The 25,797-nt window shown below is 59.9% G+C and carries 21 protein-coding genes and 1 tRNA gene; 10 read left to right on the forward strand and 12 right to left on the reverse strand.

The genetic code is table 11. From position 1 onward, the window contains the following. On the reverse strand, window positions 1-220 hold a 220-nt coding region (locus tag QP941_RS11625), incomplete at its 3' end, for a hypothetical protein (RefSeq protein WP_350309278.1). 120 nt (window positions 221-340) lie between these two features. Further along, the gene (locus QP941_RS11630; protein WP_350309279.1) at window positions 341-499 is read right to left on the reverse strand and encodes a hypothetical protein; all 159 of its coding nucleotides are present in this window, start codon (window positions 497-499) and stop codon (window positions 341-343) included. A 48-nt stretch (window positions 500-547) separates the two neighbouring features. On the opposite strand from QP941_RS11630, the gene QP941_RS06360 reads away from it, so the two are divergent. The 4 genes from QP941_RS06360 (at window position 548) to QP941_RS06375 (ending at window position 5,123) form a co-directional block, all read left to right on the forward strand. Continuing rightward, complete coding sequence (locus QP941_RS06360) at window positions 548-1,825, forward strand: cation:proton antiporter (protein ID WP_284868415.1); 1,278 nt, start codon at window positions 548-550, stop codon at window positions 1,823-1,825. 57 nt (window positions 1,826-1,882) lie between these two features. Continuing rightward, window positions 1,883-2,524: a DUF1707 SHOCT-like domain-containing protein gene (locus QP941_RS06365; RefSeq protein WP_284769134.1), complete on the forward strand. Its 642-nt coding sequence runs from the start codon at window positions 1,883-1,885 to the stop codon at window positions 2,522-2,524. Window positions 2,525-2,579: 55 nt separating this feature from the next. Then, window positions 2,580-3,809 (forward strand): pyridoxal phosphate-dependent aminotransferase, encoded by a 1,230-nt coding sequence (locus tag QP941_RS06370; protein ID WP_284868416.1) that lies wholly within the window; start codon window positions 2,580-2,582, stop codon window positions 3,807-3,809. Between the two features lie 150 nt (window positions 3,810-3,959). Further along, complete coding sequence (locus QP941_RS06375; RefSeq protein WP_284868417.1) at window positions 3,960-5,123, forward strand: YibE/F family protein; 1,164 nt, start codon at window positions 3,960-3,962, stop codon at window positions 5,121-5,123. A 71-nt stretch (window positions 5,124-5,194) separates the two neighbouring features. Here the strand turns inward: QP941_RS06375 and QP941_RS06380 are convergent, their stop codons facing one another. Together QP941_RS06380 and dcd are read right to left on the reverse strand one after the other, a co-directional pair. Then, window positions 5,195-6,517, reverse strand: a complete 1,323-nt coding sequence (locus tag QP941_RS06380; protein ID WP_284868418.1) for a UDP-glucose dehydrogenase family protein — start codon at window positions 6,515-6,517, stop codon at window positions 5,195-5,197. A gap of 42 nt (window positions 6,518-6,559) precedes the next feature. After that, a complete protein-coding gene (gene dcd, locus QP941_RS06385; RefSeq protein WP_005329405.1) occupies window positions 6,560-7,123 on the reverse strand; it encodes a dCTP deaminase in 564 nt (187 codons plus the stop codon). A 65-nt stretch (window positions 7,124-7,188) separates the two neighbouring features. On the opposite strand from dcd, the gene QP941_RS06390 reads away from it, so the two are divergent. The 3 genes from QP941_RS06390 (at window position 7,189) to QP941_RS06400 (ending at window position 8,537) form a co-directional block, all read left to right on the forward strand. Further along, window positions 7,189-7,262: transfer RNA gene (locus tag QP941_RS06390), tRNA-Gly, on the forward strand. Window positions 7,263-7,309: 47 nt separating this feature from the next. Continuing rightward, a complete protein-coding gene (locus tag QP941_RS06395; protein ID WP_005325457.1) occupies window positions 7,310-7,498 on the forward strand; it encodes a hypothetical protein in 189 nt (62 codons plus the stop codon). A 109-nt stretch (window positions 7,499-7,607) separates the two neighbouring features. After that, window positions 7,608-8,537 carry a class C sortase gene (locus tag QP941_RS06400; RefSeq protein ID WP_284868419.1) on the forward strand — a complete coding sequence of 310 codons (930 nt, stop codon included), beginning with the start codon at window positions 7,608-7,610 and terminating at the stop codon, window positions 8,535-8,537. A gap of 78 nt (window positions 8,538-8,615) precedes the next feature. Here QP941_RS06400 and QP941_RS06405 read toward each other — a convergent pair whose 3' ends face one another. The 7 genes from QP941_RS06405 to QP941_RS06435 all read right to left on the reverse strand — a co-directional run bounded on the left by QP941_RS06405 (window position 8,616) and on the right by QP941_RS06435 (window position 20,857). Continuing rightward, on the reverse strand, window positions 8,616-12,119 hold the full coding sequence (locus tag QP941_RS06405) for a prealbumin-like fold domain-containing protein (protein WP_284868420.1): 3,504 nt from the start codon (window positions 12,117-12,119) through the stop codon (window positions 8,616-8,618). Further along, window positions 12,119-12,961 (reverse strand): surface anchored protein, encoded by an 843-nt coding sequence (locus QP941_RS06410; protein WP_284844657.1) that lies wholly within the window; start codon window positions 12,959-12,961, stop codon window positions 12,119-12,121. The genes QP941_RS06405 and QP941_RS06410 overlap by 1 nt, the downstream gene beginning before the upstream one ends. A gap of 4 nt (window positions 12,962-12,965) precedes the next feature. Continuing rightward, window positions 12,966-13,874 (reverse strand): class C sortase, encoded by a 909-nt coding sequence (locus tag QP941_RS06415; protein ID WP_284844656.1) that lies wholly within the window; start codon window positions 13,872-13,874, stop codon window positions 12,966-12,968. Between the two features lie 193 nt (window positions 13,875-14,067). After that, window positions 14,068-15,552 carry a SpaH/EbpB family LPXTG-anchored major pilin gene (locus QP941_RS06420; RefSeq protein ID WP_284868421.1) on the reverse strand — a complete coding sequence of 495 codons (1,485 nt, stop codon included), beginning with the start codon at window positions 15,550-15,552 and terminating at the stop codon, window positions 14,068-14,070. Between the two features lie 639 nt (window positions 15,553-16,191). Continuing rightward, on the reverse strand, window positions 16,192-17,973 hold the full coding sequence (locus tag QP941_RS06425; protein ID WP_284868422.1) for an ABC transporter ATP-binding protein: 1,782 nt from the start codon (window positions 17,971-17,973) through the stop codon (window positions 16,192-16,194). A gap of 3 nt (window positions 17,974-17,976) precedes the next feature. Further along, entirely contained in the window at window positions 17,977-19,662 is a 1,686-nt protein-coding gene (locus QP941_RS06430) for a VanW family protein (protein ID WP_284868423.1), read from the reverse strand. Between the two features lie 34 nt (window positions 19,663-19,696). Beyond that, window positions 19,697-20,857: a glycoside hydrolase family 3 N-terminal domain-containing protein gene (locus QP941_RS06435; RefSeq protein ID WP_284868424.1), complete on the reverse strand. Its 1,161-nt coding sequence runs from the start codon at window positions 20,855-20,857 to the stop codon at window positions 19,697-19,699. A gap of 58 nt (window positions 20,858-20,915) precedes the next feature. Here QP941_RS06435 and QP941_RS06440 point away from each other — a divergent pair, with 58 nt between their 5' ends. From QP941_RS06440 to QP941_RS06450, 3 genes are read left to right on the forward strand one after another with little or no spacing between them, the layout of a single operon-like run. Beyond that, window positions 20,916-21,422: a universal stress protein gene (locus tag QP941_RS06440; protein ID WP_284769128.1), complete on the forward strand. Its 507-nt coding sequence runs from the start codon at window positions 20,916-20,918 to the stop codon at window positions 21,420-21,422. A gap of 22 nt (window positions 21,423-21,444) precedes the next feature. Further along, window positions 21,445-21,642: a DUF2613 domain-containing protein gene (locus tag QP941_RS06445; protein WP_005325448.1), complete on the forward strand. Its 198-nt coding sequence runs from the start codon at window positions 21,445-21,447 to the stop codon at window positions 21,640-21,642. Window positions 21,643-21,644: 2 nt separating this feature from the next. Continuing rightward, the gene (locus QP941_RS06450) at window positions 21,645-24,713 is read left to right on the forward strand and encodes an alpha-(1->3)-arabinofuranosyltransferase domain-containing protein (RefSeq protein ID WP_284868425.1); all 3,069 of its coding nucleotides are present in this window, start codon (window positions 21,645-21,647) and stop codon (window positions 24,711-24,713) included. On the opposite strand, the gene QP941_RS06455 is transcribed toward QP941_RS06450, so the two are convergent. Continuing rightward, a complete protein-coding gene (locus QP941_RS06455; protein WP_284868426.1) occupies window positions 24,634-25,794 on the reverse strand; it encodes an acyltransferase family protein in 1,161 nt (386 codons plus the stop codon). The two genes, QP941_RS06450 and QP941_RS06455, sit on opposite strands and share 80 nt — an antisense overlap. Window positions 25,795-25,797 lie beyond the last annotated feature (3 nt).

Below are 25,797 nucleotides of genomic sequence, written 5' to 3' on the forward strand. Positions count from 1 at the left end.
ACCCCTCCAAGTGCTCCGGCAGCACCTGCACCACAGGCACCCGCGGCACCAACTTCGCCACAAGCTCCCCAAGCACCAGCGGCACCAGCCGCTCCTGCAGCACCGGCCGCACCCGCAACGCCGGCTGCACCGCAGACTCCCGCAGCACCGAGTGCACCCACCCCTCCAAGTGCTCCGGCAGCACCTGCACCACAGGCACCCGCGGCACCAACTTCGCCACAAGCTCCCCAAGCACCGGCAGCGCCCGTCGCACCAGCTGCTCCCGCAGCACCGAGCGCACCCACCCCTCCAAGTGCCCCGACAGCACCTGCACCAAAGGCACCAGCCGCGCCGACCTCTCCTAGCGCGCCCGCAACGCCTGCAGCACCTGCAGCACCGAAACCGCCAGAGGCCCCTGCTGCGCCCACGCCGCCAAAGGCTGAGCCGCCAGCCGCACCGGCCCCGCCAGCACCGCCGGCGGCTCCGGCACCACCGGCGTCGGAAAGCGTGCCAAAGCCACCTGAATCTGAGTAGGCGCGCAGGGGCATTGGTGCGTACGCTGTAGTCCATGCATTTTAATGCGGGACTCCCCACCGATGCCCTGCTGCTGGCGGCAGGCGCAACTGAAAATACAAATTCCCTCGTCTCTTTCGCTTGGATTATGGCCGCGGCTCTACTCGCGCCGCTGGTCTCTTATATGTTGGGCTACCGCCTGCCGTCGGTGGCCCTCTTGTTGATTTTCGGCATGATTATTGGCCCTTCCGTACTCGACCTCGCCGCCGAGGACGAAGGCATCGAAATGCTCAAGGAGCTCGGCGTGGGCGCGCTGTTCCTCCTCGCGGGCTTTGAGATTCAAATCTCTACCCTCAAAACCAAAGAAGCCGGAACGGCCCTATCTACCTGGATCATCTGTGCCCTCGCCTGTGGCGTGGGCGCCTACTTCTTGGTGGATAACGTGCCAGGTGCCATCGTCGTCGCCTTGGCACTAACATCAACGGCGTTGGGCACGCTCACGCCGATGCTGAAACAGGACCGCATTCTGGGCACCAAGGTGGGCAACTCCGTGATGATTCATGGTGCCATTGGTGAGGTCGCCCCCATTACCGCAATGGCGCTGTTGCTGGGTACTCGTTCCACGCTGACGACGATGATCATTTTGTTGTTCTTCATCATCATCGCCGTTGCCGTCGCCGTCATGCCAGCGGCCATCGCCTCGACCATCCCTTGGGTAAAGGCCGCCTTTATCTCCGGTGCGGGCTCCACCAACCAAACGATTTTGCGTCTTATCATCCTGATTCTGGCCATCCTCATGGCCGTAACCGCAGTCTTTGAGCTCGATATCGTGCTCGGCGCCTTTGCCGCTGGCATTATTTTGAACCGCATCATCCCGGATGAATTCCACCGCCGCCTGGAGCACCGCCTCGATGTGGTGTTTTATTCGATGCTTATCCCGGTCTTCTTTGTGGTCTCCGGCATGAGCATTAGCTGGGATACCATCGCCAATAATCCGTGGAAGGTACTGGGCATTCCAGCCCTTATTCTGGTGACGCGTGGTCTGCCGGTCTTCCTGCGCGAAAACGTAGCGCATACCGGATCCGATATTGAAACCATCCGCGAGCGCCTCCAAGTGGGCTTGTATTCCGCCACCGGTCTGCCGATCATCGTGGCGGTGACCACCTTGGCGGTGAACTCGAAGATTATGGAACCCGAAAATGCCTCCATCTTTGTCTCTGGCGGCGCACTTACCGTCGCCCTCTTCCCATTCCTCGCCAGCCTGGTAGGAGGAAAGAAGCAGCCCGAAAAGAAGGACGAGGCAAACTCTACCGCTGAGACCAAGGACCTATAGGCAGCGTTCGCTAAGAGCACGCCCCTAGCAGGGAGGAAATTTCCTAAACTGGGAAGCGTGAGTAATAACTTTGGTTCTTCCCCTATCAATCGGACCATGCGCCTGTCCGATTCCGAGCGCAACGATGCCATCAATGACCTCGCCCGCGCCGTGGGTGAAGGCCGGTTAACCATGGAGGAGTTCGAGGACCGCTCGGACGACGTCATGCGCGCTAGCACCCACCAAGACCTCGTGCCCGTCTTTCAAGACATTCCGGCGCGTGGTTCCCACGAGGTCAAGGTCTATTCCCGCGGTGAGGTCACGCGCGCCCATAATGCGGGCAAGAAGCCAAAGTTTGCGACCGCCCTTTCCGGCTCGGTGCTGCTTGCCGTTGCCAGCCCAACGCTTATCGTGATGAGCGCGACCTTGAGCAGCCCATGGCTTTTGCTCGGGGGCGCGGTAGCAGCCGCGCTCATCCCTATCCTGTGGATTCTGCTCTACGTTGCCAAGGTGGGCCCTTCCTCGTGGCACGCCCCATCCGTGCGCCAAATTGAAAAGGAGCAATTGCGTGAGATTCGCGCGCTCACGGCGCATGAGCGCGCACAGCAAAAAATGATCGAAGAAAAGATGTGGGCCGATCGCCGCATGCAAGCCGGCGAAATTACCGGACAGGCCATGGATCTGGCCAAGCGCAAGTTCAACGAGTGGAATAAGAAATAGTCATCGCCACTGTTAAAGCGTTTTGTGTGGCTGTGAATCGTGGCACAATATTCCCATGACTTCTCCGAAACACCGCATCTTTGACCAGTCCGACAAACTCAAGGGCGTCGCGTATGACATTCGCGGCGAGGTCTCTGCGGAAGCGGAACGCATGGAGCTCGATGGCCACACCATCTTGAAACTCAACACCGGTAACCCAGCCGTCTTCGGATTCGAGGCTCCCGATGTCATCATGCGCGATATGATCGCTGCCCTGCCTACTTCCCAGGGCTATTCCACCTCCAAGGGAATCATTCCTGCTCGTCGGTCCATTGTTACCCGCTACGAGCTAGAAGATTTCCCACCCTTTGATATCAACGATGTCTTCTTGGGCAATGGCGTCTCCGAGCTCATCAGCATGACCACCCAGGCGCTGCTTAATAATGGCGATGAGGTTCTCATCCCGGCGCCGGATTATCCATTGTGGACCGCAGCTACGTCCCTGGCAGGTGGCACCCCAGTGCACTACCTGTGTGATGAGGACGATGATTGGAATCCATCCATCGAGGACATCGAGTCCAAGATCACGGATAAAACCAAGGCCATCGTGGTCATTAACCCGAATAACCCAACGGGTGCGGTCTACTCGCGCGAAGTGCTACAGAAGATAGTAAATATCGCCCGCGAGCATAACCTGCTCATCTTGGCTGATGAGATCTATGACCGCATTCTTTATGACGGCGCGCAGCACATCTCCATCGCTTCGCTCGCCCCAGACCTGCTCACCATCACATTTAATGGCTTGTCCAAGGCCTACCGCGTGTGTGGTTACCGCGCTGGTTGGATGGTGCTCACTGGCCCTAAGCACCACGCCCGTGGCTTCATCGAGGGACTGGAGTTGCTCGCCGGAACGCGCCTGTGCCCGAATGTGCCGGCGCAGCATGCTATCCAGGTGGCGCTAGGTGGCCGGCAGTCCATCTACGAGCTCACCGGTGCCGGCGGGCGCCTTCTGCGCCAGCGCAATATTGCCTATGAAAAGCTCAACGAGATTCCGGGCGTTTCTGCGGTAAAGCCAATGGGCTCGCTGTACCTCTTCCCTCGCTTGGATCCGAACGTGTATGAGATCCATGATGATGCCAAGCTCATGCTGGATATTTTGAAGGCAGAAAAGATCCTCATGGTGCAAGGCACCGGCTTTAACTGGCCGAACCCGGATCACTTCCGCGTGGTGACGCTGCCGTGGGCATCCCAAATTGAAAACGCCATCGAGCGCCTTGGCAACTTCCTGGTGAGCTATAAGCAGTAGTTTTTCTCCCCCACCAGTTGCTAATGATACTGATAGTCCATAACAATATGGTGCATGGGAAGACATTCTGCGGGACCTAGATCTCAGCCGACCCCTAGTTCATGGCGTCGGCTCTCTACTTCGATAACTCAGCATCCATGGCGAATAACTTTGCTCGGTGTGCTCGTCACAGCGCTTATTGCCACCATTGCGGGCATGGCATTGCTGTGGCCTCAGAGTCCAGCCTCCGAGCACACCTCCACCGATTTTCGGCAAACCTATGCCCTCAACCACCCACAGGTCGAGGGCACGGTCGATACGACAGACCACTCGGCTTGCCAATCGGAACTTACTGGGCAGGCCTTCGATACGCCGCCACTTATTCCTGGGACTGAGGAAGTGCAGTGCGACCGTGCCCTAGTCAACATCACCTCCGGCGAGGACGAAGGACGCATGACCCAATTGGTCACCTACGGCAATGCCGGCGATCCGCAGCTCAAACCGGGCGACAACATTGTTCTTTCCAAGGCTAATGACCCTTCCGGTGCTGTGTCCTATGCTTTCGCTGATTATCAGCGCACCGGAAACCTAGCTCTGTGGGCAGTTATCGTGGCCGTCGTCATTATCGCTTTTGCGGCCTGGCATGGCGTGCGCGCCCTTATCGGCTTGGCGTTCAGCCTAGGCGTGATCTTTGCGTTCCTCGTCCCTGCTCTTATCGACGCCCATAACCCCCTCTGGTCCGCCCTTGTCGCCTGTTCCGCCATCATTCTGTTCGCCGTTCCTCTTGTCCACGGCCTAAATTGGAAATCGGCATCGGCGGTGGGCGGCTCCCTTATCGCTCTCATTCTTGCAGCAGCGTTAGCGTGGGCCGCTATCGATAGTTCGCAGCTACAAGGCTATAGTTCCGAGGACAACCTGAAGCTACTTCTTTATATGCCCAACGTGTCCATCGTGGGCGTGCTCTTATGCGGTTTTGTGGTCGGTGCCTTGGGCAGCCTTGCCGACGCCGCCGTGGCCCAAGCATCCACCATTACCGAACTCCACGGAGCGGACCCTGATGCTCGCCCTTCACAGCTTTTCCTCTCCGCAATGAAGGTGGGCCGCGACCATATTGCCTCAATGGTTTATACGCTAATTCTCACCTATACCGGCGCGGCCTTGCCGCTGCTCATGCTGATTACCGCAGCAGAACGCCCCGCAGGCCAGATTTTAAGCAGCGATCTCGTCGCAACGGAGCTGCTGCGTTCCGGAGTAGGTGCGATGGCCTTGACCCTCGCGGTTCCCATCACTACGGCCATTGCAGCTTTCACAGTGCCACAGCGCGCACAAGCTTAGGGCCCTTATACAGAAGGCTGAGCAGCGAAATAATCACACTGCTCAGCCTTTGTACCTCAGAAGTAGAGGACCTAGAGGGTGCGCCCCAAGGCCTCAACCTTCCAGCCCGCCTGCTGCCAGTCCGCGACAGGCAGCACATTGCGGCCATCGATAATGTGCTTATTGTCCACGAGCTGGCCTGCCTGCTGCGGATCCAATTCCTTGAACTGCTTCCACTCGGTTGCCAGAATAACTAGCTCAGCTTCGCGCAGGGCATCGTCAGAGTCCGCGGCGTAATCCAAGGTGGGGAATACCTTCTTCGCGTTGTCCATGCCTTCTGGGTCATAGACGGTTACTGCCGCGCCAGCCAGCGACAGGGAACCGGCAACGGCAAGGGCGGGCGAATCGCGCACGTCATCGGAATTCGGCTTAAACGCGCAACCCAATACGGTCACGCGGTGGCCAAGCAGGGAGCCATTGAAGGCTTCCTTGGCAAGGTCCACCACGCGGTCACGGCGGCGCATATTGATAGCATCCACCTCACGCAGGAAGGTCAGCGCCTGGTCGGCGCCAAGCTCGCCAGCGCGGGCCATGAAGGCGCGAATGTCCTTGGGCAGGCAACCGCCACCAAAGCCGAGGCCGGCGCCAAGGAACTTGCGGCCGATGCGCTCGTCGAGCCCAATGGCGTCGGCAAGAGCGGTAACGTCTGCACCAGCAATCTCGCAGATCTCAGAAACGGCGTTGATAAAGGAAATCTTGGTGGCTAGGAACGCATTAGCGGAGACCTTGACCAGCTCTGCAGTCTGCCAATCCGTCACGATAAACGGGGTGTCTTGCGATAGCGGCTGGGCATAGACCTCGCGCGCTACCTCTTCGGCGCGGCTTTCACCCTCGCGCACGCCGAGAACAATGCGGTCTGGGGTGATGGTGTCCTTGACGGCGTAGCCCTCACGCAGGAACTCCGGGTTCCACGCGATTTCCACGGTGGTGCCTTCTGGGGCAAGCTCATTGGCTAGCTCTTGGAGCTCCGCCGCGGTTCCCACCGGAACGGTGGACTTACCAAAGATGATGTGATCACCCTTGAGCTTGGGCACCAGATCCGTAATGACGGCTTTCACGTAGGTCATATCGGCCGCATAGGAACCACGGCGCTGCGGGGTACCTACACCCAAAAAGTGCAGGTTGCCGAACGCGGCTGCTTCTTCATAGTCCGTGCTGAAGTCAAGACGGCCGGCCTCGATATTGCGCTCGAGAACCTCCGGTAGGCCCGGTTCATAGAACGGAACCTTGCCCGATTTAAGAGCGGAAATTTTATTGTCATCTACGTCCACGCCTAGTACTTCATGGCCAAGCTCGGCCATGCAGGCAGCATGGGTTGCACCCAAGTATCCGGTGCCGATTACAGTCATACGCATAAAGCCCCATATTAGAGGCTCTATGTGAATGCCGGTTTAAGCCTATCGAAAATTCAGGTAAGACTTCGATGGCGTCGGTCCGCGCTGACCCTGGTACTTCGAGCCCAGCGAGCCGGTGCCATATGGGCTTTCCGCTGGTGAAGTCATCTTGAAGATAGCCAGCTGCCCCACCTTCATGCCCGGCCACAGGGCAATAGGCAGGTTGGCGGTATTAGAAAGCTCGAGCGTGATGTGGCCGGAAAAGCCTGGGTCAATAAAGCCCGCGGTGGAGTGGGTCAACAATCCTAGGCGGCCGAGGGAAGACTTGCCTTCCAAGCGGCCGGCCAAGTCTGCCGGCAGGGTGAATTTTTCCAGCGTGGCGCCGAGCACGAACTCGCCTGGGTGCAGGATGAAGGACTGATCTTCTTCTACCTCCACCAAGGTGGTGAGGTCCGGCATTTCCTCTTTGGGGTCAATATGCGTGTACCGCGAGTTATTGAAGACTCGGAAATACTTATCCAGGCGCACATCTACGGACGAGGGCTGGATAAGTTCGCTGTCGAAGGGCTCGATGCCCAGTTCTTCGGCGTCAATGGCGGCACGGATATCACGATCTGAAAGAAGCACGGCCCCAATTCTACTCATGCTAAAGGCCGCGGTGTATAGTAGGCCGGAGCGTACAAACGCGCAGTGCCGACGTAGTTTAATGGTAGAACTGCAGCTTCCCAAGCTGCTAGCGCGGGTTCGATTCCCGTCGTCGGCTCCACTTGTTTTCCCATTTCATGGACTAATTTCATACCTACAGGATGGACCATGACAGCCCCTATCTTCACGCCTAAAACCACAGCGGATCTTCGCGCTGAGCGTGAGCATGTACTTCAAGATCTTGCGCCCCGCACAATCGATGAGCTCCACGAACAGCGCGCGGTTGATCAAATCTTGGTCATCGACGAGGCAACTCTGAATCGGTATGAAGCCCTGTGCTTTGTTATCGGCGACTAGACAGACACGTTTTCTCTCAAAGCTACATCTTCCCTAGCCTGAGATTCAAAAACTACCCCCACGCCAATACCAGGACGCACCGCAACAGACCCCACACAGGAAGGACACAATGGGCAAGCAGGAACCAGCGGAAAACACCGACGCAGCCAAGAAAAAAGGCACCAACCACAACGCCATCATCGCGTTGATCCTGATTCTCGTCGGCCTTGGCGTCCTGCTCTACCCCGTCGTAGCCACGCAATGGAATAACTACAACCAGTCCCGCGCCGCGGAAGAGTACGCAAAGCTCGAAGAACAAGCCCCGCCTGAGGTTCTGCACACCGCGTGGGAGGAAGCACAAGCCTACAACGCCGGGTTGGGCCAAATCAGCATTGGCGACGCGTGGACCACCACCGATAACGAAAACTCCCCCGAGTACCAGCGCTACCGCCAGTACCTGTCGGTATTGTCTGAGACCGATGCCATGGGTCGTATCGTCATCCCCTCTATCGATTCCGATCTGCCCATTTATCACGGCACTTCAGAAAAGGCGCTCTCCCGCGGCGCTGGCCACCTCTACGGCACGGACCTACCTGTCGGCGGCGTAGGTGATGGCGAGGGTCGGCACGCAGCACTTTCCGCCCACACAGGCCTACAAAATGCCACGCTGTGGGACAACCTCACCAAGGTCAAGAAGGGCGATGCTTTCTACATCGCCGCCGGCGGCGAGAAGCTCAAATACGAGGTACACGATATTCGGGTCGTCGAGCCTGCGGACACCAGCTTGCTCCACCGTGAGCCAGGCCAGGACCTCGTTACGCTCATTACCTGCACCCCCTACGGTGTTAATACCCACCGCTTGCTCGTCGCAGGCCACCGAGTGCCGATGGATCCGGAAGACGAGACCGCGTTCAACAGCTCGGGTGTTCACTGGCAGTGGTGGATGTGGGCCATCCTGGCTGCCACTGCCATCATCGTGCTTCTGCTCATCTACTGGTGGCGCAAATATGTCAGCAACGCCAAGGACACCGCGCTTGACGACGACCCGCAAGACTCCTAACCGCCAATGAACATGCAATAAGGCCCGCCCTTCCCTGGAAGAGCGGGCCTTTTCTAAAAGTAGCCGCAAGCGGTGGTTCTATACCCAGCGGCGTCGCAAAGCGAGGCACCCTGCCGCGACAATTGCGGCGCCAGCGAGAGCCCACAGGCCTACGCCCTCACCACCGGTCTTGGGCAGTGCACCCTTGGTGATGTCAGCGACCTGAAGGACGCCGATCTTCTTCACACAGTTGGCAGCGGTGTCAGACTCAGCGCACCTATTACTGGTGATCGCGGTCCCTCCGGAGAGCACCTTGATGACTGCATTGCCATTCTGATCCCACTCCGTCGAGAACTTGATCGGCGCGGGCAGCAGGTTATAGCCGTTCGGCGCCTTCGTCTCGATGAGGTAATAAACGCCAGGGGCATCCAAGCCTTCGAGCTTGACGCGGCCTGTGGTGGTGGTCGTGGACTGCTTCACCACGGGGTTAGCATCAACGTTGACGCTGCCATCCGCGTTTAGCTTCAGGTTGCCGTTAGCATCACTGCGGTGGACGGTGAACTGCGCGCCGCCAAGCAAACCGTCGGTTTGGATCTCGTCCGGGTTGTCCGGATTATAGCTCGCCTTTTCGAGCAGGACGTCCATAGTTTCCTTGGTCTCCAGCGGGATACAGTCAGTATCCTTCCAGCCGCCTATTTCTGCCTCGTTCATGAGTCCAAAGTTGGGCTCGTGCAGGCCACCCTTGGTGTAGCAGCGGGAGTTACCTGCAGGCTGGCTCGGGTACCCAGCGGGTACGGAGGTGCTATCCAGCTTTGTACGGTCCAGCTTGAAACGCACCGTTACCTCGTAGACGTGCTGCCCAGTGCTTCCGTCAACACCCTTGGGTTTAATGATCTTCGGAGTGTCATTCTTGTTGAGCTCAAAGGGGCCGGCACCTTGGTACGCACGCGGCTGGCTGGTCTTGTTGAACTCGTCCTTGAAGATCACAGTGGCCCCAGTAACCGTGGCAGCACCAACAAACCTCGGGGTGTCCGTGAGCTTGCCGTAGATCACGTCGTTGGTGTCGAAGCCAGGTGCGTCCGGTGCCTCAACTACGACGTTGTACTTCGCGGTATATTCATTCGCTGCACCAGGAACAGGTTGCGGTGTGCTGTCGACGGCAACCTTATTGAAACAGGCTTCAGTAGCGACGTTGTCATCTTCAGCCGGGCTAGACTCCCCGTCCGTAGCCTGGAAAGCAACCTTGTTCGGACTACATACCGTCTTGAGGTTGCCGTTCTCATCTTTTCGCACCGGCGCAGAGACGACATACTCTACCTTCGCGTGTCCGGGAAGGGTACCCACGTAACCCTTCATGTACCCCACCTCACCACTTGTGGCTGACGGCACGTCCATCCCGGCGTAAATGCCGCTCTCAGGTTTGATCTCATTGGGCCCCGGACCACGGCCGTTGACCACGGTAGATCCCGGACCAAAGCCCTCAAACTTTGCCGTGGGGTCGGTAGCGTTCACACCATAGTGAGTATCCGTTGGTAGGTATTCCCAGAACGTACCACCCGAGCTGGCATTGTCCGTAGTGTTTTCCACGGAGATAGTCCAAAAAGTCCGCACCTCACCGTCCACCACCTTGGTCTCGGAGCGTTGCTTCTTCACCGCAATGTTTGATTGCAGCGCTGGCGGCGGCGGAACTAGGTCGGAGGCCGCGTCCGTGTTAAATGAAGCAGGCAGGTTGTTCATTATGTTGACCAGCTCGAACTTCGGGCTATCATCATCTGGGTTGGTGATCTTTAGCTCAAAGCCCAGCTGATTCGCATTCGCACTACCCGAGCCAAAGCCCAGGTTTCCATTGGAGTAGGTCCACGCCTTGCCCCAAGAAGCAGAGGGGTTCGAGATCGTGCGCCCATCGAAGGTCTTGATGCCGGTGAGATCCCAGGTCCTGATGTCGCCGGTCTGTGTGTCAATGCGTTCAAGGATAAGCTTGTCGCCTGCCTGAGCCTTACTCTGGAAACCCCACATATACTTCTGGGCCTGCGGGAGCACCGCCCAGTCCTCCGAGTAGGACTTCTGGCTTCCTAGCACGCGTTGAGCCGTGACTTTGTCGACGTCGACCTTATAAAGGTGACGGCTACCAGAAGTGGACGTGTTGGCCACAAAGAATCCCTCGCTGGTGTACACGCCAGCGTTGAGGACATCCCGGTCGCCGCTCGTTTCAAACGGGGTACCGGTACTTCCGGCCTTTAAAATAGGCCCAAGATTATATACTTCACCGGTTGCCGGATTGATCTGAAGGAGATTTCCTGCCGGGTAGCAAGGATCACCATTTCGGCCGCGACTCTGGCTCACCGCATAGAGCCAGTTATCACTCGAATCAAAGGCTAGAGCATTGTACACCCAGGGAGTGGACTCTCCCACCTGGCGAAAGTCTCGGCCTTGGTTGACTTGACGGCTCAGAATGGAAGTGTCTCGGCGAAGATCCTTAGGTTCACTGGTTACAACGTAGACAGGGCTACCGTCGGCAAATTCAGCTGGGGTGAGATCGCGCTTTGGCTGTCTGCTTGTAACCGGATCTTGGCACTCCTCTTTCGCAGGAACGGTGAAGGAAGCTGTAAACACTGTATCGGCTGGCCCGCGGTGAACACCCTTAAACTGAATCTGTGCGGTGCCACCAATAGTAATCTGCGGCAGGATGACTTGGTATTCCTTGGCGCTAATCCTTTTGTAGGTCACCTTCGCCTCATACCAACCTCCGTTGGCACCGGTGTAATAGATCGTCAGGTCATCAGGGTTAGTCGATAAATAACTGTTAACGCTGGATTTGAGGGTAACCACCGTGCCTTGCGGAATGGACAGCTGGCCGCCAAAAAGCTCACCGGCCGGAATCTTAAAGTTCGGGATATAGCGGGTTCCCTTGAGCACGTATCCATCGTTTACCATCGTGATGGTGCGGTCGCCTGCAGCGTACGGGGTAATGTTCGGCGCCGCCATCAGACGGGCTGGGGCCGCGTCAACGTCAGCAATATCAAGCGGCTCAGTCACCTCCGAAGGGGCTTCTAAGGCTTCGCTGGATTCAGGTGATGACGTGCTGGTAGTCTCCTCGGCTACTCCACGCACGTCGACGGACATCCCGCTCAGTTCGGATTCCTCTGCGACCGCTGGGATCTTCAGTGAGAAAGCTGCCCCTGCTGGCACGTCAGTAGAAAGGCCAGCGATTCGGAAAGTCACTGAAGAACTGGTTGATTTTACAACGAGGTTGTCTCCTTCGCGGACGGGGATCACTTCGCCGTCGATAGTCAGTGTGTAGGCCGAGCCGTCGAACTCCAGTCCTGCAGTCTCAACAGTGAATTCCAACTCCTCCACGGTTCCGGCGTCAACAAAGTGGCCTTCAAATGTTGCGGAGTCGCCAACAGTCAGGCTCAGTTGGTCTGCGGAATCGAGCTTGGTGCGCAGGGTTGTGGTTTGTGCTTCGGCTACGGCACCAACGATTCCGGGCAGAGCAGCCGGTGCAGCAACACCAACAACGAGAGCCAGTGCAGCAATGAACGCCGCAAGAGCACGCCAGCGGTACACAACCGGCTCGACCGGATGAGAATCTGTCCAGGACATTAGCGTCCCTCGCTTTCTGAATTCTTCCTACGGCTAAAGGCAATCATCACGAAACCAGTGGCGATCAACACCATCGCTGCGGCAACCACACCGAGTACCTGCGCACCGGTCATCGCCAATGAGCCACTGTTCCCCGACGGAGCTGCCGGAGTGGAGGTCTTACCTGCACCTGGAGTACTCGACGGTGTTGTCTCGGGTTGGTGTGGCGGATTCCCAGGCTTAGTCGGTGGATAGTTTGGAGTTGTTTGCGGCGTGTTCGGATGCGACGGCGGAGTAGTCGGCGTCGTGGGCGGCGTTGGTGTTTCATCCGGTTTGTGAGTCTTGGCCACAATTACTCCTGGCACTGGTTTCGGATTGTCCGCCACAGTGTGGAATGGAACCGCTACCACAAATGGGTTGATCTCCCGGTAGGAGTTATCTGGCGCCGACGACGTCACTACGTAGAAGCCATCCGCTAGACCGTCAAAGGTCACTTCTCCATTGGCATCGGTGACCTGGTCCACGTGCACGTCGGTACGCCATTCACGAACCTCGGCCAGACCCGCGTCTTGCACGCGTGCTACATCGTCAGCGTTGTTTGGATCTAGGCCGGCGAGCCGGGCCAGATGTATCGTGACTCCCTGAATCTTTCCCGAAGGTGCCTGCCCATCGTCGTCGGGATTGCCCTGCGTAAGCCGAACAGTCACCGTATCCGTATCTACGGTGCGTTCCGCACCAGTAGTCTGTTGCCCGACAACCTGTACCGCACCCGCAGCAACGACGCCCGGCCCTGCGAACGCAACCGCACACGCTACTCCGACGGCAACCACTCGGGCCGACCATGCATTTGTCAACCTCTTCATCGCCTTACTCCCGCACGCTACTTTCCTTATTAATAACTTCTTGCACCCCGGTAGCCGCCTTCTGGCGACGCAGCCACCACACCAGCCAACACCCAATGACAATCACCGCAGCCAACAGCGCGTACATCCACCATTGCCAGCCCGGACCATGGGAGTTTTCAAACACCGACTCCTCCCCAGGCTCCATAGGAACCTGATGGCCACGCACCAGCAAGCGATGCGTGTTGATCCCGTACGGGGTGCACGTAATCAGTGTGACGTAATCCTGATCAGCGACTGGCCGTAGGCCATCTACCTCGCTCGGCAGCACAACTTGAATGTCGTCTACGACGTACTTCAATTTGTGGCCAGCAACCTGGATATAGAACACATCTCCCTCGGTGGCAGAGTCGAGGTGATCAAACATCGTCGAATTTGCCAGACCCGTATGCCCCGTAATGACGGAATGGGTTCCTGATCCACCGACCGGCAGGTCAGAACCATACAAATGCCCCAAACCACGCTGCAGTGTCTTATCTGCGGTGCCATGAAACACCGGAAGATCAACGTCTACTGCTGGGAACACGAGGCGGGCCATCGCTTCGGTCTCACCCAACTGCTTCAAATAAGCCTCATAGTCGGGATTGTCTACCCCGATACGGTTCAGCCACGGATCCAAGATCGGACCCGACGTATGTTCTTCGTTGTATGCATGTGCAGCATCCCACACCGAATCCTGCACCTGCGCCGGTGTCTCTTTATCCAGTCGCGCATATTCCTGCGCCACTCTTGAGGCGTTCCAATTGTTCCATGCGGTCGAGACCACTGGGTACAGCATCACCAACAACCCAACGACAACGATTACCGCCGGAAGGACTAGGCCTCCACGGAGCCTGTGCCGTCGGCCTGCATTTTGGCCTACCACCGTAGTCAACGACCCGCACCACCCAAAACAATGCCCCACGCGCTAGCGCAGCGCGACCGGGATTACAACGAAAGAGAATGAAGGGGACTGAAGTCTATACCTAGCCCAGTCCCCTCACTGGGTCGAGCACCATATTTTGATTACCCGACCCGCAGCGCAGACCATCATGGACAGTCTGCGCCACCGGAACTACGCCCGGCTATTAGTTGCGCGCGGTACGACGAGCGAACCAAGCACCAGCAGCAACAATTGCTGCGCCAATAGCAGCCAGGATGCCCACACCGGCACCACCGGTCATCGGCAGGTTCGGGGTGTCGCGCTTGATGTTTTCAATTTCAGAAACAAGGGTGACGGCGTCGTCACCCTCGAGCTCACCAGTCTTCGCGATGTTCTCGCGGGTGAACTCAATTTCGGTAACAGGGTTTTCCGGCAGTGCGTAGCCCGCTGGAGCCTTGGTTTCCTTCAGACAGAACTTCTTGATGTCGGTGACCTGTGCGTTATCTGCGAAGTCGGTGACGTGCAGTCCGTCGATGGTGATGGTGCCGTCAGCACCGGTGGTCCACTTGTCCTGCTCCTTGACGGTCAACTTACCGCCCAGCTTATTTGCCGCGGTGCACTGGTATAGCTCGAACTCAGCACCTTCCAGGACCTTACCGTCCTCCTTGCCGTCCTTCTTCACAACCTTCAGCTTGCCGTGGTAGGTCACGACCTCATTGGTCTTGTTCTTGACCTCGTTGCCGGTGTTCGGGTTGTTGAAGATGACGTCAGCCTGGTTCTTCAGCTCAGTGGTGTCGCCCACTTCCTTGCGCTTGACCTCGAAGGTCAGAGACATCTTGTCACCGGACTTAACCTTGGCAAGGCCCTGGTCGGTCAGCTTAACGACGAGCTTGTTTCCGTTCTCAGCCGGATTGTTGACCTCGTAGTCACCGGCACCCAGAGCGGTCTCTCCAGCCTTGACCTCGGTGACCTTCTGGAAGTCCAAACGCTGGTCCAGCCGATCCTCGAAGCGGAAGGCGGTCAGGCTCTTACCCGCACCCCAGGTCGGAGCATCCGCGTTGATGGTGTAGGTGTACGCGTCCTGGATGTTCTGATCTGCATCCTTGACAGTCTTCTTGGTCGTGGTTTCCGTGTTCTTCGGGTACGCGATGACGTCGTAGTTCCAGGCATCCGATGCCTCGTTAACCATCGGCACCGACACGATGAACGGAGCGCCGGCAACGATGCCGTCCGGAGCGTTAGTTTCCTCTACCAAGTAGATGCCCAAAGGCAGATCAGTGAAAGCTGCCTTGCCATCAGTGCCGGTGGTTTCTTTCTTGGTTTCCGCAGTCTTCTTGTCGTCCTTGACGTCAGCAGCCGACTTCGGGAACGCCGCCCAATCATCCTTCTGCAGGTCGTAATCGAGCTTGGTGATCTTGTAGGTCACGCCAGACAGAGCCTCACCCGGAACGCCTGCCATTTCCTTACCGGTAGCCGCAGTACCAGACTCAGCACCCTTCTTCTTGAAGAGGGTGATAGAGCCCTTTTGGTTGAAATTGATGTTTGCCTTGTTCACGGCGCCCTGCTCAGCAGCAGGCTGTGCATCGACAGCACCGTCTTGCGCCAGGGCCCCCGGAGCGGAGATACCCATAGAGAGGCCAACGACGGCAGCGAAAGTAACCGAACGAGCGGTACGAGAGATCTTGTTCACGGAAACTGGTCCTTTACACGAGTTCTGAAATGAGGCACCGCGCCTCATTGGCTGTGTGCAATCCATTCCCCACGGTTCACGCACCATGACCTGACTCGTTGCTAAGAATCTTTCGCCTGCCGAGAGTAGTTTTCAGGTGGAAACGTCTACGCAGGCCCCAACCTTAACTAACGATAGCCTGTGGATTACATAACTAGATTCTACCCCAGCGTGTTGGGCAAAGTCCCCGACTAAAGCTCCTCCCCCGCAAAACCGGCTAAACTTCTCAAGAATCCGCACGGTCCACCCAAACGTGAAGACTCCTTCTGCAGTTCAACTAATGCTTTCGAGACGTCATCTAGTTTTGTGTGAAACTGAACACATTGCCCCTTTAAGAGGGTAAGCCTGCTCGATTTTACACCCGTTACATAGAATGCAAGCTTCACGCAGGAGAGTAGCTTCCCAGAGAGCACCTTCCAACGACGACGAAACGAACCATATATGCTGCCAATACCACCAGGTAGAACATCCCCTTTGATGACCCATAAAAGGAAGCGTCACCAAGAGCGCTCAAGGTACCCTGAACTCATTTAGATTCTCAGCCTTCAACAGCCCACGTACCAAAGAGTTAATAGCGTTAAGATTCCTGACAAGAGCTCTCTACGTACTCTGAGCCTCGTCGACAGCACGAAGAAGCGCCGCATAGGCACCGCCGCACGCAAGCAGCTCGGCGTGGGTGCCGCGCTCGACCACGCGGCCAGCGTCGAGGACGATGATCTGGTCGGCATCGCGGATAGTGGACAGGCGGTGGGCGATGACCAAGCGGGTAGCATTCGCGCCAAGCACTGCCTCCTGGATGGCGCGCTCCGTCTCGTTGTCGAGGGCGGAGGTGGCCTCATCCAAGATGAGCACCCGTGGTTGGCGCAGCAACGTGCGGGCAAGCGAAAGGCGCTGCTGCTCACCGCCGGAGAAGCGGTAGCCGCGCGAGCCCACCACTGTGTCCAGACCTTCCGGCAGCGCGGCGATGACCTCGTCCACGCGCGCGGCGTTAAGCGCCGCCCACATCTGTTCCTCACTCGCATTCGGCTGCGCGAAGAGGAGGTTCTCCCGCACCGTGCCGTGAATCAGGTAGGTCTCCTGGGAGACCACGCCAACGACCTCCGCGCGCTGCTCAGGTGGAATATCGCGCAGGTCGACCCCGCCCAGGTGCACGGTGCCTTCGGTCGGATCGGCAAGGCGCGCAAAAAGTGCGGCCACCGTGGACTTGCCGGACCCGGTATGCCCCACTAGCGCGGTGGTGGTGTGGGCGGGGATGGAAAGGGAGACGTCGGAAAGCGCGTCGGTGTCGGTGCCGGGGTAGCGGTAGGAGACGTGCTGGAGGGTGAGGGAGGCGTCGGCAAGCTGCGCGGGCTCGGTGGCCTCATGAAGCTCGGGTTTTAAGTCCAGGTACTCGAAGATGCGGCTAAACAGCGCCATCGACGCCACCCACTGCGCGCCCACGTTGAGCAGGCCGGTAATGGGACGGAAGATCTGGGTCTGCAGGGTGGAAAAGGCGATGAGCGTGCCAATCGTAATGCCCGGGCGCAAGCCGGCCGCCAGGTAAATCAGGGCCGGCATCACGCCGAAGATGATTTGCGTCAGCGCCATGCGCCAGCGCCCGGCCAACTGCGATTCCAGCTCCAAACGGATGAGGGAGCGGGAGGTTTTCTCAAAGCCGTCATAGACGCGCTCCTGCGCACCCAGCGTGGCCGCCAGGCGCATGCCGGACACGGACAGGTTCTCCGAAATGGTCTGCTGCAGCGTCGCCTGCGCGCGGCTGTTTTTCTCCATGAGGCTGCGGCGCAGAACGGCGGCGCGGCGGGTCAGCCACACTGCAGGCGGCAGTACCACCAGGGACAAAAGCGAGAGGGTAGGCGAAAGCGCCACCATCGCCACCAACGTAGCCACAGTCATGGTGAGGTTGCTGGCCACGGATGTCGCGGTTGTGGTCACCATGCCGCGCATCGCCGCGATGTCATTGGTCAGGCGCGACTGAATCTCACCGCCGCGGTTATTGGTAAAGAACTGCAGCGACTGGCGCTGCAGGTTGGCAAAGACCTGCGTGCGCAGCTCGTGCATGATGGTGTGCCCCACCCGCGCCGACAGAAAGGACTGGATAACGCCGATGGCCTGGGAGACCACGGTGATGGCCAGCATGCCGCCGACGAGCCACAGCAGCAGCGCGGTGTCGTGTTCAGGAATGGCCTCATCCACGGTGCGGCGCACCAGGAAAGGCTGCACCACCGTCAGCCCGGAGGTGGCGATGATGAGTGCCACCACCAGCAACAGCGTGCCGCGGTGCGGGCGAAACAGGCCGGCGACGCGGCGGAAGGCAACCGGGTGCTGGGCCAGCTGATCGATGTCCGCCGGGTCCTTCACCGCGGTGTGCATCGGCCGGGTCATGGCTTAACCGCAGGTAACGATGGGCTGCGGGTCGTAGACCGTGGTGGTGGTCTCCCGGGAGATCTCCTTGCCGGAGAGGTCCTTGATCACGCGGGTATCGGAGGTGGTGAAGCCCGGCGCGCCGGAGGAGGGCGAGCAATCCTCGCTCACCGACTTGCGCTGCGGCTCCGTCTTGGCCCAGCGGCCGTTGTTCACAGACTCAACGTCGACGGTCTTAGTGCCCTTCAGGCGCACGGTGATCTTGCCGCCACCAAAGTCGGTCTCAATGCGGACTGGGGTATTGAAGGTATTGGTGAACTGCAGGTCGATGGCGCCCTCGTACACGGTGGCCTCGCGGCCGGCTGGGTAGCGGGAAATGTAGTACGAGTGCGGGGTGTGGGCGGTGTCTTCCATGCCCGCAAAGTAGGCAGCGTTGTACAAGGTGGTGGCAAACTGGGAGATGCCGCCGCCCACGGCGGAGCCGGAGTGGCCATCGATAATGATGCCGGACTCAACGTAGCCTTGCGCCGTGCCGCGAGGGCCCGTGTGGCCGTTGAGGGAGAAGGTCTCGCCTGGGTTGACCACGGCGCCGTTGACCTGTTGGGCTACCAGCTCGATATTCTTGCCGGAGGCAGCGGAGTAGCCCTCAGTGGTGAACTCGCCCACGGTGTCGTTGAAGGTCGCCTTCTTGGCATCGTCGGTGGTGAACTCTGCCGGGTCCGGCTTGTAGGTAGCATCCCACTCGCGGTCATCGCCGGTCACGCGCTTGTCAAAGTCCTGCATGGTCGGCTCCCAGTCGATGATCTCGCCATCTTCGGACGGGGTGATCTGCTTGTCGTTGCCGTTGAAGGAAATCTTGGCATTTACGCCGGGGACATCGGCTCCCTCGGAGCGCTCGGCCAGCAGCTCCTGCGCGCGGTTGGTATCCACGGCGAGCTTGAGCTTACCGTCCTTCTTTTCAATGCTGGTGAACTGGGAGATTTCCGGCTTATTCAGGGTAGCGGTGACATTATTCTTGGCCTTCAATGTAATGGGATTATCCAGCGCCTTGGCGGCATCGCCGGTGCGCATGGCCTCGATAGCTTCATCATTGATGGCCGGCTCTACTTCTTCTGGGTCCACGTCTACGCCCTCGGAATCGAGCCAATTATCCGTAACCGCATTGTGCAGGGAGCCGGCATCCACGGTTTGGCCGAGCTTGGGGTCGGTGACCTTGAGCTCACCATTGTTGAGCTCCAACATGCCATCAACTGGATCGGTGGAGAGATCCTTCTTCACGCGGTCCAAGGCCGGCTGAAGTTGGACCTCGTCCACGTTGGTTTCTACCGGAATATCCCGGGTGGGGCGGAAGAAGCTATACAGGCGGGTAAAAGGATTGAGGGAAGGTTCTTCAATATTGTCTACGGCGCGCTGGTTATCCAGGGCAAGGCCCGATTCGGAGGGAACGAGTTCCGTGTGGAGGTCGCCGGAGGTAACGCTCACGGGCTCGGTTTCTACGCCCGCGAGCTCATCTTCGAGCTTCTCCACGGCGGCGGTGCGATCCATGGCGGAAATATCCACGCCGTTGACGGAAACGGCGCGCGGAATCTTGTCCTGGTTTGCTGCGACATCCCAGGCATAAGCAATGCCCGCGATCAGGACAAGGCCGACCAATGCGCCGAGCGCGATGAGCCAGCCTTTAGCACCATTTTTTCCTTCTGCCTTTTTCACGCCTTAAAGGTTAACGGTTTTAGTGGCATTTTTCCTAGTCCTGTGCAGGCTCGGGTGCAGCGCCGGCCGGGGGAGCGCTGACATGGCGAGCCGCGTCCGCAAGGCGTTCGAGTGGCAGGCGGCCGCCGTTGACGGCGCCGACGACGGCGTCGATCACCGCATTAATATCGCCTTCGGTGGACCACAAGGGCATGTCGGCTCCGGCATTGAGGGAGGCCACGACGGCGTCGGCAAGCGGGAGCGAATCTGCAATCGCCTTCATGCCGCCGATGTCATCGGTGTAGATGGGCCCGTCGTACTGCAAGGTCTCGCGGGCTAGGCCATAGGCTTCCGGCAGAATGGAAGCGGGAGTCTGACCATCGCCCAGGCCGGGCACGGCGAGGTGGCCCATCATGAGCGCGGCATTGGGTGCTTGGGGAAGAGCGGTTTTAAAAGGAATGAACTCGTGGCCTTCTAGTTCTTCCAGCGGCGGGGTAACGGCCTCGGCCAGGTGGGTATCGCCAGAAGCACGGCCGTGTCCCGGGAAATGCTTGAATACGGCCTTGACCCCAGCGGATTCCAGCCCGCGGGCAAAGGCCGCGCCATACTCGCCTGCTTGGACCGGATCGGTGGAAAAGGATCGATCTCCCACCACCTCTAGGCCATTGCCATCGACGTCAAGCACCGGTGCAAAGTCCACGTTGATGCCATGCGCCTTCAGGCTCGTGCCCATCTCGTGCGCAAGCTGCTCCACCTCTTGTGGGGAACGCTCGGCCGCCATCTGTTGCGGCGCGGGATATTCGCCCAGGATCTCCGAGAAACGTTGCACGCGCCCGCCCTCAAAATCGATGGAGACCTCAAAGTCGCGGCCTACCTCCTGGCGCAGGGCATTAATATCGCGGCCCTCTTCCTGCAGCAGGTTTGGATCCGCCCAGCTAGGAATAAAGAGTCCGCCTACACCGGCATCCAGCTTGGCCTTGGCATCGTCGTAGTTGGTAACCGGCGGCATCAGCACCGAGGCGGCCATGGCGCGGATGTCCTGCTGCGGGGCGGCCTCCTGCGAAGTCTCTTCGGGCGCTTCGTGCGTCGCGGCAGGTGAGCTTGACGCAGCCGGGGTGGTGGAGTTTTGGCTCTCGTTGTCCTCTTGGGTGGAGGTAGAGCAGGCTCCCAAGGCCGTCACGAAGGCGAGGCTGGCAAGGATGCGCGGAGTTTTCATGCCTTCTAGTGTGCAATATTCCTCGCGTTCTGTCGCAAGCGGTGGGTAGACTAGTGACATGAGTAACGGCGAGACAATGCTAATTGCCTACGATGGCACCGAACGAGCCGGCCGCGCCCTCGAGTACGCGGCCCAGCTGCTGCGGCCCACCACGGTAGAAATCCTCACCGCCTGGGAGCCGGTAGCCCGGCAGACCGCACGCGCCGTCAGCCGCACCGGAATGCACCAGTCCACCGTTTCCCCGGACCGCGTCGAAGAGGATCCGGCCTATGAGGAGGCGCTAAAGATTTGTCGCCAAGGCATCGAGCTGGCCGAAAGCCTGGGCCTAGCCGGCCGTGCCCACCTGGTGGAATCCGCCACCACCATCTCCTCCGCCATCATTGATGCCGCGCATGAGCTGGACGTGGACGTCATCGTGACCGGTACCCGCGCCCTGACCGGGTTCCGCGCGTGGTGGACCAACTCCACCGCCGACCAGATTGTGCGCAATGCCGGCCTTCCCGTCTTCATCGTGCCGCAGGAAAACGAAGATGACGCGGACGATGATGAGGCAGAATACTTCTAAATAGCTGCTAGTATCTTTAGCCATGGCTCTGGAAACCGATTCTTTGAACAAGCGCACCCTTGGCCCTGCCATCGGTAGCGCTGTTGTGGGCATCGCGCTCGGCGTCATCACCATCATCGGCATCGCACAATTCTCGGGCACCGATACCGTGCCAGAAGGCAATGCGGTTTCTGCTTCCGATGCGGTTTTGGGCGGCCCTGAGTACGGATCCCGCAACTAGGTGTGCGTACCCTCCGCGGGCGGCTTGCCCGCCCCTACCCGCTGGGGATTTTTGCCCTAGCGCTCATCCTTCTCGTGCAGCCGTGGGGGTTAACGGCCGCCGATACCAAGCATGATCTGGCAGCCAATCCGCTGCACTTTCTCCGCGGGGCGCTTAGCGCCTATACGGATACCTTTACCCTGGGGCAGCTGCAGAATCAGGCCTATGGCTATCTCTTTCCCCAGGGACCTTTCTTCGTTTTAACCCAGCCACTGCCCGATTGGGTGGCCCAGCGCCTGTGGTGGTTGCTGGTCTTGAGCGTCGGCTTCATCGGATTCCATAAGCTCGCTTGCAAGGTGGGCCTGCGTGGCTGGTGGGTCTGGGTGGCAGCGATGCTCTACGCGTTCTCGCCTCGCGCGCTTTCTACCCTGACCGCCATTTCTTCTGAGACCTGGCCGGTCATGCTCGCTCCCTGGGTTATCCTGCCCTTCCTCAACACCAAGCTCACCTGGCGCGATGCCGCCGCGGCCACCATCCCGGTGGCGCTGATGGGTGCGGTCAATGCCACCGCGACCATCGCGGCGTGTATCCCGGCCGCTGTAATCCTGCTCTACCGCCGCGCCTTCACGCCCGGCGCGGCCTGGCTCTTAGGCTGCCTGGCGGTATCGGCGTGGTGGATCGGCCCGCTCGTCGTGCTAGGCCGCTATGCCCCGCCGTTTACGGAATTCATCGAATCCGCGCGCGTGACCACGCGCTGGCTCAACTTGCCAGAGATTCTGCGCGGCACCACGAGCTGGACGCCGTTTGTCGATACCGAGCGCGTTGCCGGCTATGAGCTAGCCACCGAGTCCTTCTTTGTGCTGTTCACCATGGGAATCGCAGCCGTGGGCATGTACGGGCTCACCAAGCTGCCGCGCGTGTGGTCCGTCATGCTGGTGGTGGGCATCGCTGTGCTGGGCTGCCAGGTGGCGTGGTACCTCGATGCGCTCGATGGACCGCTGGCCGCGCTGCGCAACCTGCATAAATTCGATCCGCTGGTGCGCATCCCGCTGCTGTTAGGCGTGGCGCGCGCCTGCGCCCATCTTCCACTACCGAGGAGTTTGCGCCCCACCAAGAGGCAGACGGTGGGTGCACTGACGCTGCTGTTGTGCATCGCGGTGGTCTCCCCGGCATGGTCACAGCGCTTGCTGCCGCTGGGCGCCTATAAAGAGGTGCCCTCCTACTGGCACGAGGCCACGGACTTTATCAATACCCATGCCGCCGATACCCGCACGCTTATCTACCCAGAGGCGTCCTTCGCCCGGCAGACCTGGGGGTGGACGCGCGACGAGCCGGCCCAGCCGCTGCTCGATGTCCCTTGGGCCGTGCGCGATGCCATTCCGCTCGTGCCGCCAGAGGCCATCCGCGGGCTCGACGGCGTCATGGCCGCACTCAAGGAAGATCCGGCTACCGGCGTGCGCTCCCTGCAGCGCCTGGGCATCGGCGCGGTCATGGTGCGCCACGATCTCTTCACCGGCGAGGACGAGGCCCTGGCCAGCAAGTTTGGCGGCGAAGTCCATCGCTTCGGCGAAGTCGATGTCATCCTGCTCAACCACGCCGGCATGTCCTTAGGGCCCACGGACCCAGTGCGCGTGGCCGGCGGCGGGGAAGCCTTGGCGCTTCTCGACGCCCACTCCACCCCCACCACCCGCCAGCTCGTCGATCGCGACGCCGATATCGTCACCGATACCCCGACACTCACGGACCGCAACTACGGCACCCTCGATGGCCCCATCTCCGCGCCCATGGCCGCGGACGACCCCAGCCACGTGAATAACCGTCTGCGCGATTATCCCTCCGCTGGGCCGCTTACCCAGGTGGAAACCCACGGCGGTTCGGTAGCGGTCTCCTCCTCGGCCGCCGATGCCACCGCCTTTGGCGGAGCCCAGCCGGAAAAGTCCGCCACGGCCGCCGTGGACGGGGAGAACTCCACCGCCTGGTGGCCCGCGCCGGGCGATGATGCCGGGTGGATTGAACTGCGCGGCGAATTCACCCAGCCGCGCCTCAAGCTCATGGCCACCAGCGCCACCACGGTAACCGTGCGCTCTGGCAGCGCGGCCGTAGACGTGGACTTACAGCCCTTCCGCTCGCAGGAAGTCCGCGTTCCCGGTGGCGATACCGAGTCCATCCGCGTGGAGTTATCCCACCGCACCGGCATCGCGGAGTTAGGGGTGAAAGGCCAGCCGGTCGAGCGTGTGGTGACCGTCCCGGATACCTCCCCTGACGTGCACCAATTCTTCTTCCAGCGCATGCTGCAGGATACCGGCGTGCTCATCCGCGATTTCACGGCGCCGCGCCCCATGCGCGTGACGGTGGATTCCACCAAGCCCGTGCTTATCGACGCCCACCGCTACTCCCCCGGCGAATCCCTCACCCTCAGCCCTGGCACGCACCGCGTGCGCACCACGGGGCCGTGGGTAAGCCTGCGCGAGGAGGGCTGGCAACCAGCGGGCTCCTCCGAGCCCACCGGGTACTCGATTGCAGCCGCTGATGAGGATCGCCTCTTGGTCACCGGTCGCGCCTTCAATAAGGGCCTGCGCGGCTACCTAGGCGAGGAAGAGCTCGCCCCGCGCGAGATCGATGCGGCCACCCAAGCTTTTGTCATTCCGGCCGGCCGCTCCGGTGACTTCCGCATCACCTTTAGCGCCCAACCGGTTTACCGCGCCACCCTCCTCTTCGGCGGTGCGCTGGGGTTACTTGCCCTCGGCCTGTGCATCCTGGCGGCCGCGCGGCGCCCGTCCCAGCCTGCTTGGCGCGCGCCGCGCGGCGGTGCCGCTTCGGCCGTGGTCGCACTCGGCGCGCTGGCCCTCACCGGCTGGCCGGCCGCGGTCGCGGCCATTGCCGCTTGGTTAGTGCTGCGCTGGACCACCATCCCGCGCGCCTACCTCGCGCCCGGTGTCGTGGCGGCGGCCGGGGCGATCCTCGCCCGCGCGCCGTGGACATCAGGATCCTATGCGGGCGATTCGCTCCTGCTTAGCTGCTTGTGTGCCGCGGGCGTGGCCTGTCTTTTCGCCTCCGACCGAGGAGAAGATCCCGGCCGGGACGCTCGATGAGCGTATAGCTCGCGGCCGAGACCACCACGGTGGCCACCACCGTTACAGCCAAAATCACCCAAAAGTCCAGGGGCTTCCCGCTAAACAGCGGCACCCCGGTAAGCGGAAACGCTAGTCCCAGAATGGCCACATGCCATAAGAAGATGGAATAGGACCACGCGCCCAGTGCTTGCATGAGCGGGCTGGTCAGCCAAGACTTATCCCGTGGGGCGAGCGCTACCGGTATCACCACGACTGCGGCAAAGGCCGCTCCCGCAATGATCCGGCGGGAAAATTCACCTGGCTCTGGATGCACCAGCCCCTGCGGCCCGAACCACTCACGGCTGGAAATCCACAGCACCACCGCTGCCACGAGCCACCATGCCCAGCGCGGCCGCAGCACGCGTTGCACGCGCCGGCTAACACCGGCCTCTTCGCATTCCGCGGCCAGCATTCCCACGGCAAACCACGAAGCATATGCCGGCGGCCAAATCTGCGAATTGACCTGATCCTTGGCGTAATCGGCCACAAAGGGAACAAAACCCCAGGCCCAGCTAACAACGGCGCCCAGCGCGATGGCTGCTACCCGCCAGCGCCGCGGCAGCGTACCGAGGAGCCACACCAACAAAGGCAAGGCAAGGTAGAAGAAGAACTCCACGCATAGCGACCACAGGTGGGTAAGCCCCGGCGCTAGCCCGTCCACCACATAAATCTGGGTGGAGGTGAGGTTGCTCAGCAGTTGGGTGAGGGTGAGCGAGTGGGCGTCGGGAAGCAGGAGCATCACCGCCACCACGCAGGCATAATATGCCGGTAACAGGCGCGCCACGCGCGAGCGCCCGTAGCCGGATAAGGTGTGCAAGCCGCGGCGACGCCACAAGAGGAAGGCGCTAAGGGCAAAGAAAACGGCGACAAAAAAGTCGAAGCGCCCCGCAAAGCCCCACCCGGTTCCGGTCTGAAAAGACACGTGGGTAACAATGATTCCAAGGGAGGCGACCGCGCGTAGACCGTCTAGCTCCGGCAGATGCTGGGGTACGCTTTTCACAGATGCCTGCGGCTGCACGCTTGCTCCTAACCCCGGATCGACCTGAAACTGATTGGACATATT

The organism is Corynebacterium sp. MSK150 (genome assembly GCF_030229215.1).
In the GTDB taxonomy this organism is placed as follows: Bacteria; Actinomycetota; Actinomycetes; order Mycobacteriales; family Mycobacteriaceae; genus Corynebacterium.

What these genes read in the sequence shown, in the direction of transcription:
- QP941_RS06440 (WP_284769128.1), top strand. Translation starts at nt 20,916, where the DNA reads ATGAGTAACGGCGAGACAATGCTAATTGCCTACGATGGCACCGAACGA.
- QP941_RS06435 (WP_284868424.1), bottom strand. Translation starts at nt 20,857, where the DNA reads ATGAAAACTCCGCGCATCCTTGCCAGCCTCGCCTTCGTGACGGCCTTG.
- QP941_RS06400 (WP_284868419.1), top strand. Translation starts at nt 7,608, where the DNA reads ATGGGCAAGCAGGAACCAGCGGAAAACACCGACGCAGCCAAGAAAAAA.
- QP941_RS06445 (WP_005325448.1), top strand. Translation starts at nt 21,445, where the DNA reads ATGGCTCTGGAAACCGATTCTTTGAACAAGCGCACCCTTGGCCCTGCC.
- QP941_RS06380 (WP_284868418.1), bottom strand. Translation starts at nt 6,517, where the DNA reads ATGCGTATGACTGTAATCGGCACCGGATACTTGGGTGCAACCCATGCT.
- QP941_RS06455 (WP_284868426.1), bottom strand. Translation starts at nt 25,794, where the DNA reads ATGTCCAATCAGTTTCAGGTCGATCCGGGGTTAGGAGCAAGCGTGCAG.
- QP941_RS06395 (WP_005325457.1), top strand. Translation starts at nt 7,310, where the DNA reads ATGACAGCCCCTATCTTCACGCCTAAAACCACAGCGGATCTTCGCGCT.
- QP941_RS06425 (WP_284868422.1), bottom strand. Translation starts at nt 17,973, where the DNA reads ATGACCCGGCCGATGCACACCGCGGTGAAGGACCCGGCGGACATCGAT.
- QP941_RS06405 (WP_284868420.1), bottom strand. Translation starts at nt 12,119, where the DNA reads ATGTCCTGGACAGATTCTCATCCGGTCGAGCCGGTTGTGTACCGCTGG.
- QP941_RS06370 (WP_284868416.1), top strand. Translation starts at nt 2,580, where the DNA reads ATGACTTCTCCGAAACACCGCATCTTTGACCAGTCCGACAAACTCAAG.
- QP941_RS06410 (WP_284844657.1), bottom strand. Translation starts at nt 12,961, where the DNA reads ATGAAGAGGTTGACAAATGCATGGTCGGCCCGAGTGGTTGCCGTCGGA.
- QP941_RS06360 (WP_284868415.1), top strand. Translation starts at nt 548, where the DNA reads ATGCATTTTAATGCGGGACTCCCCACCGATGCCCTGCTGCTGGCGGCA.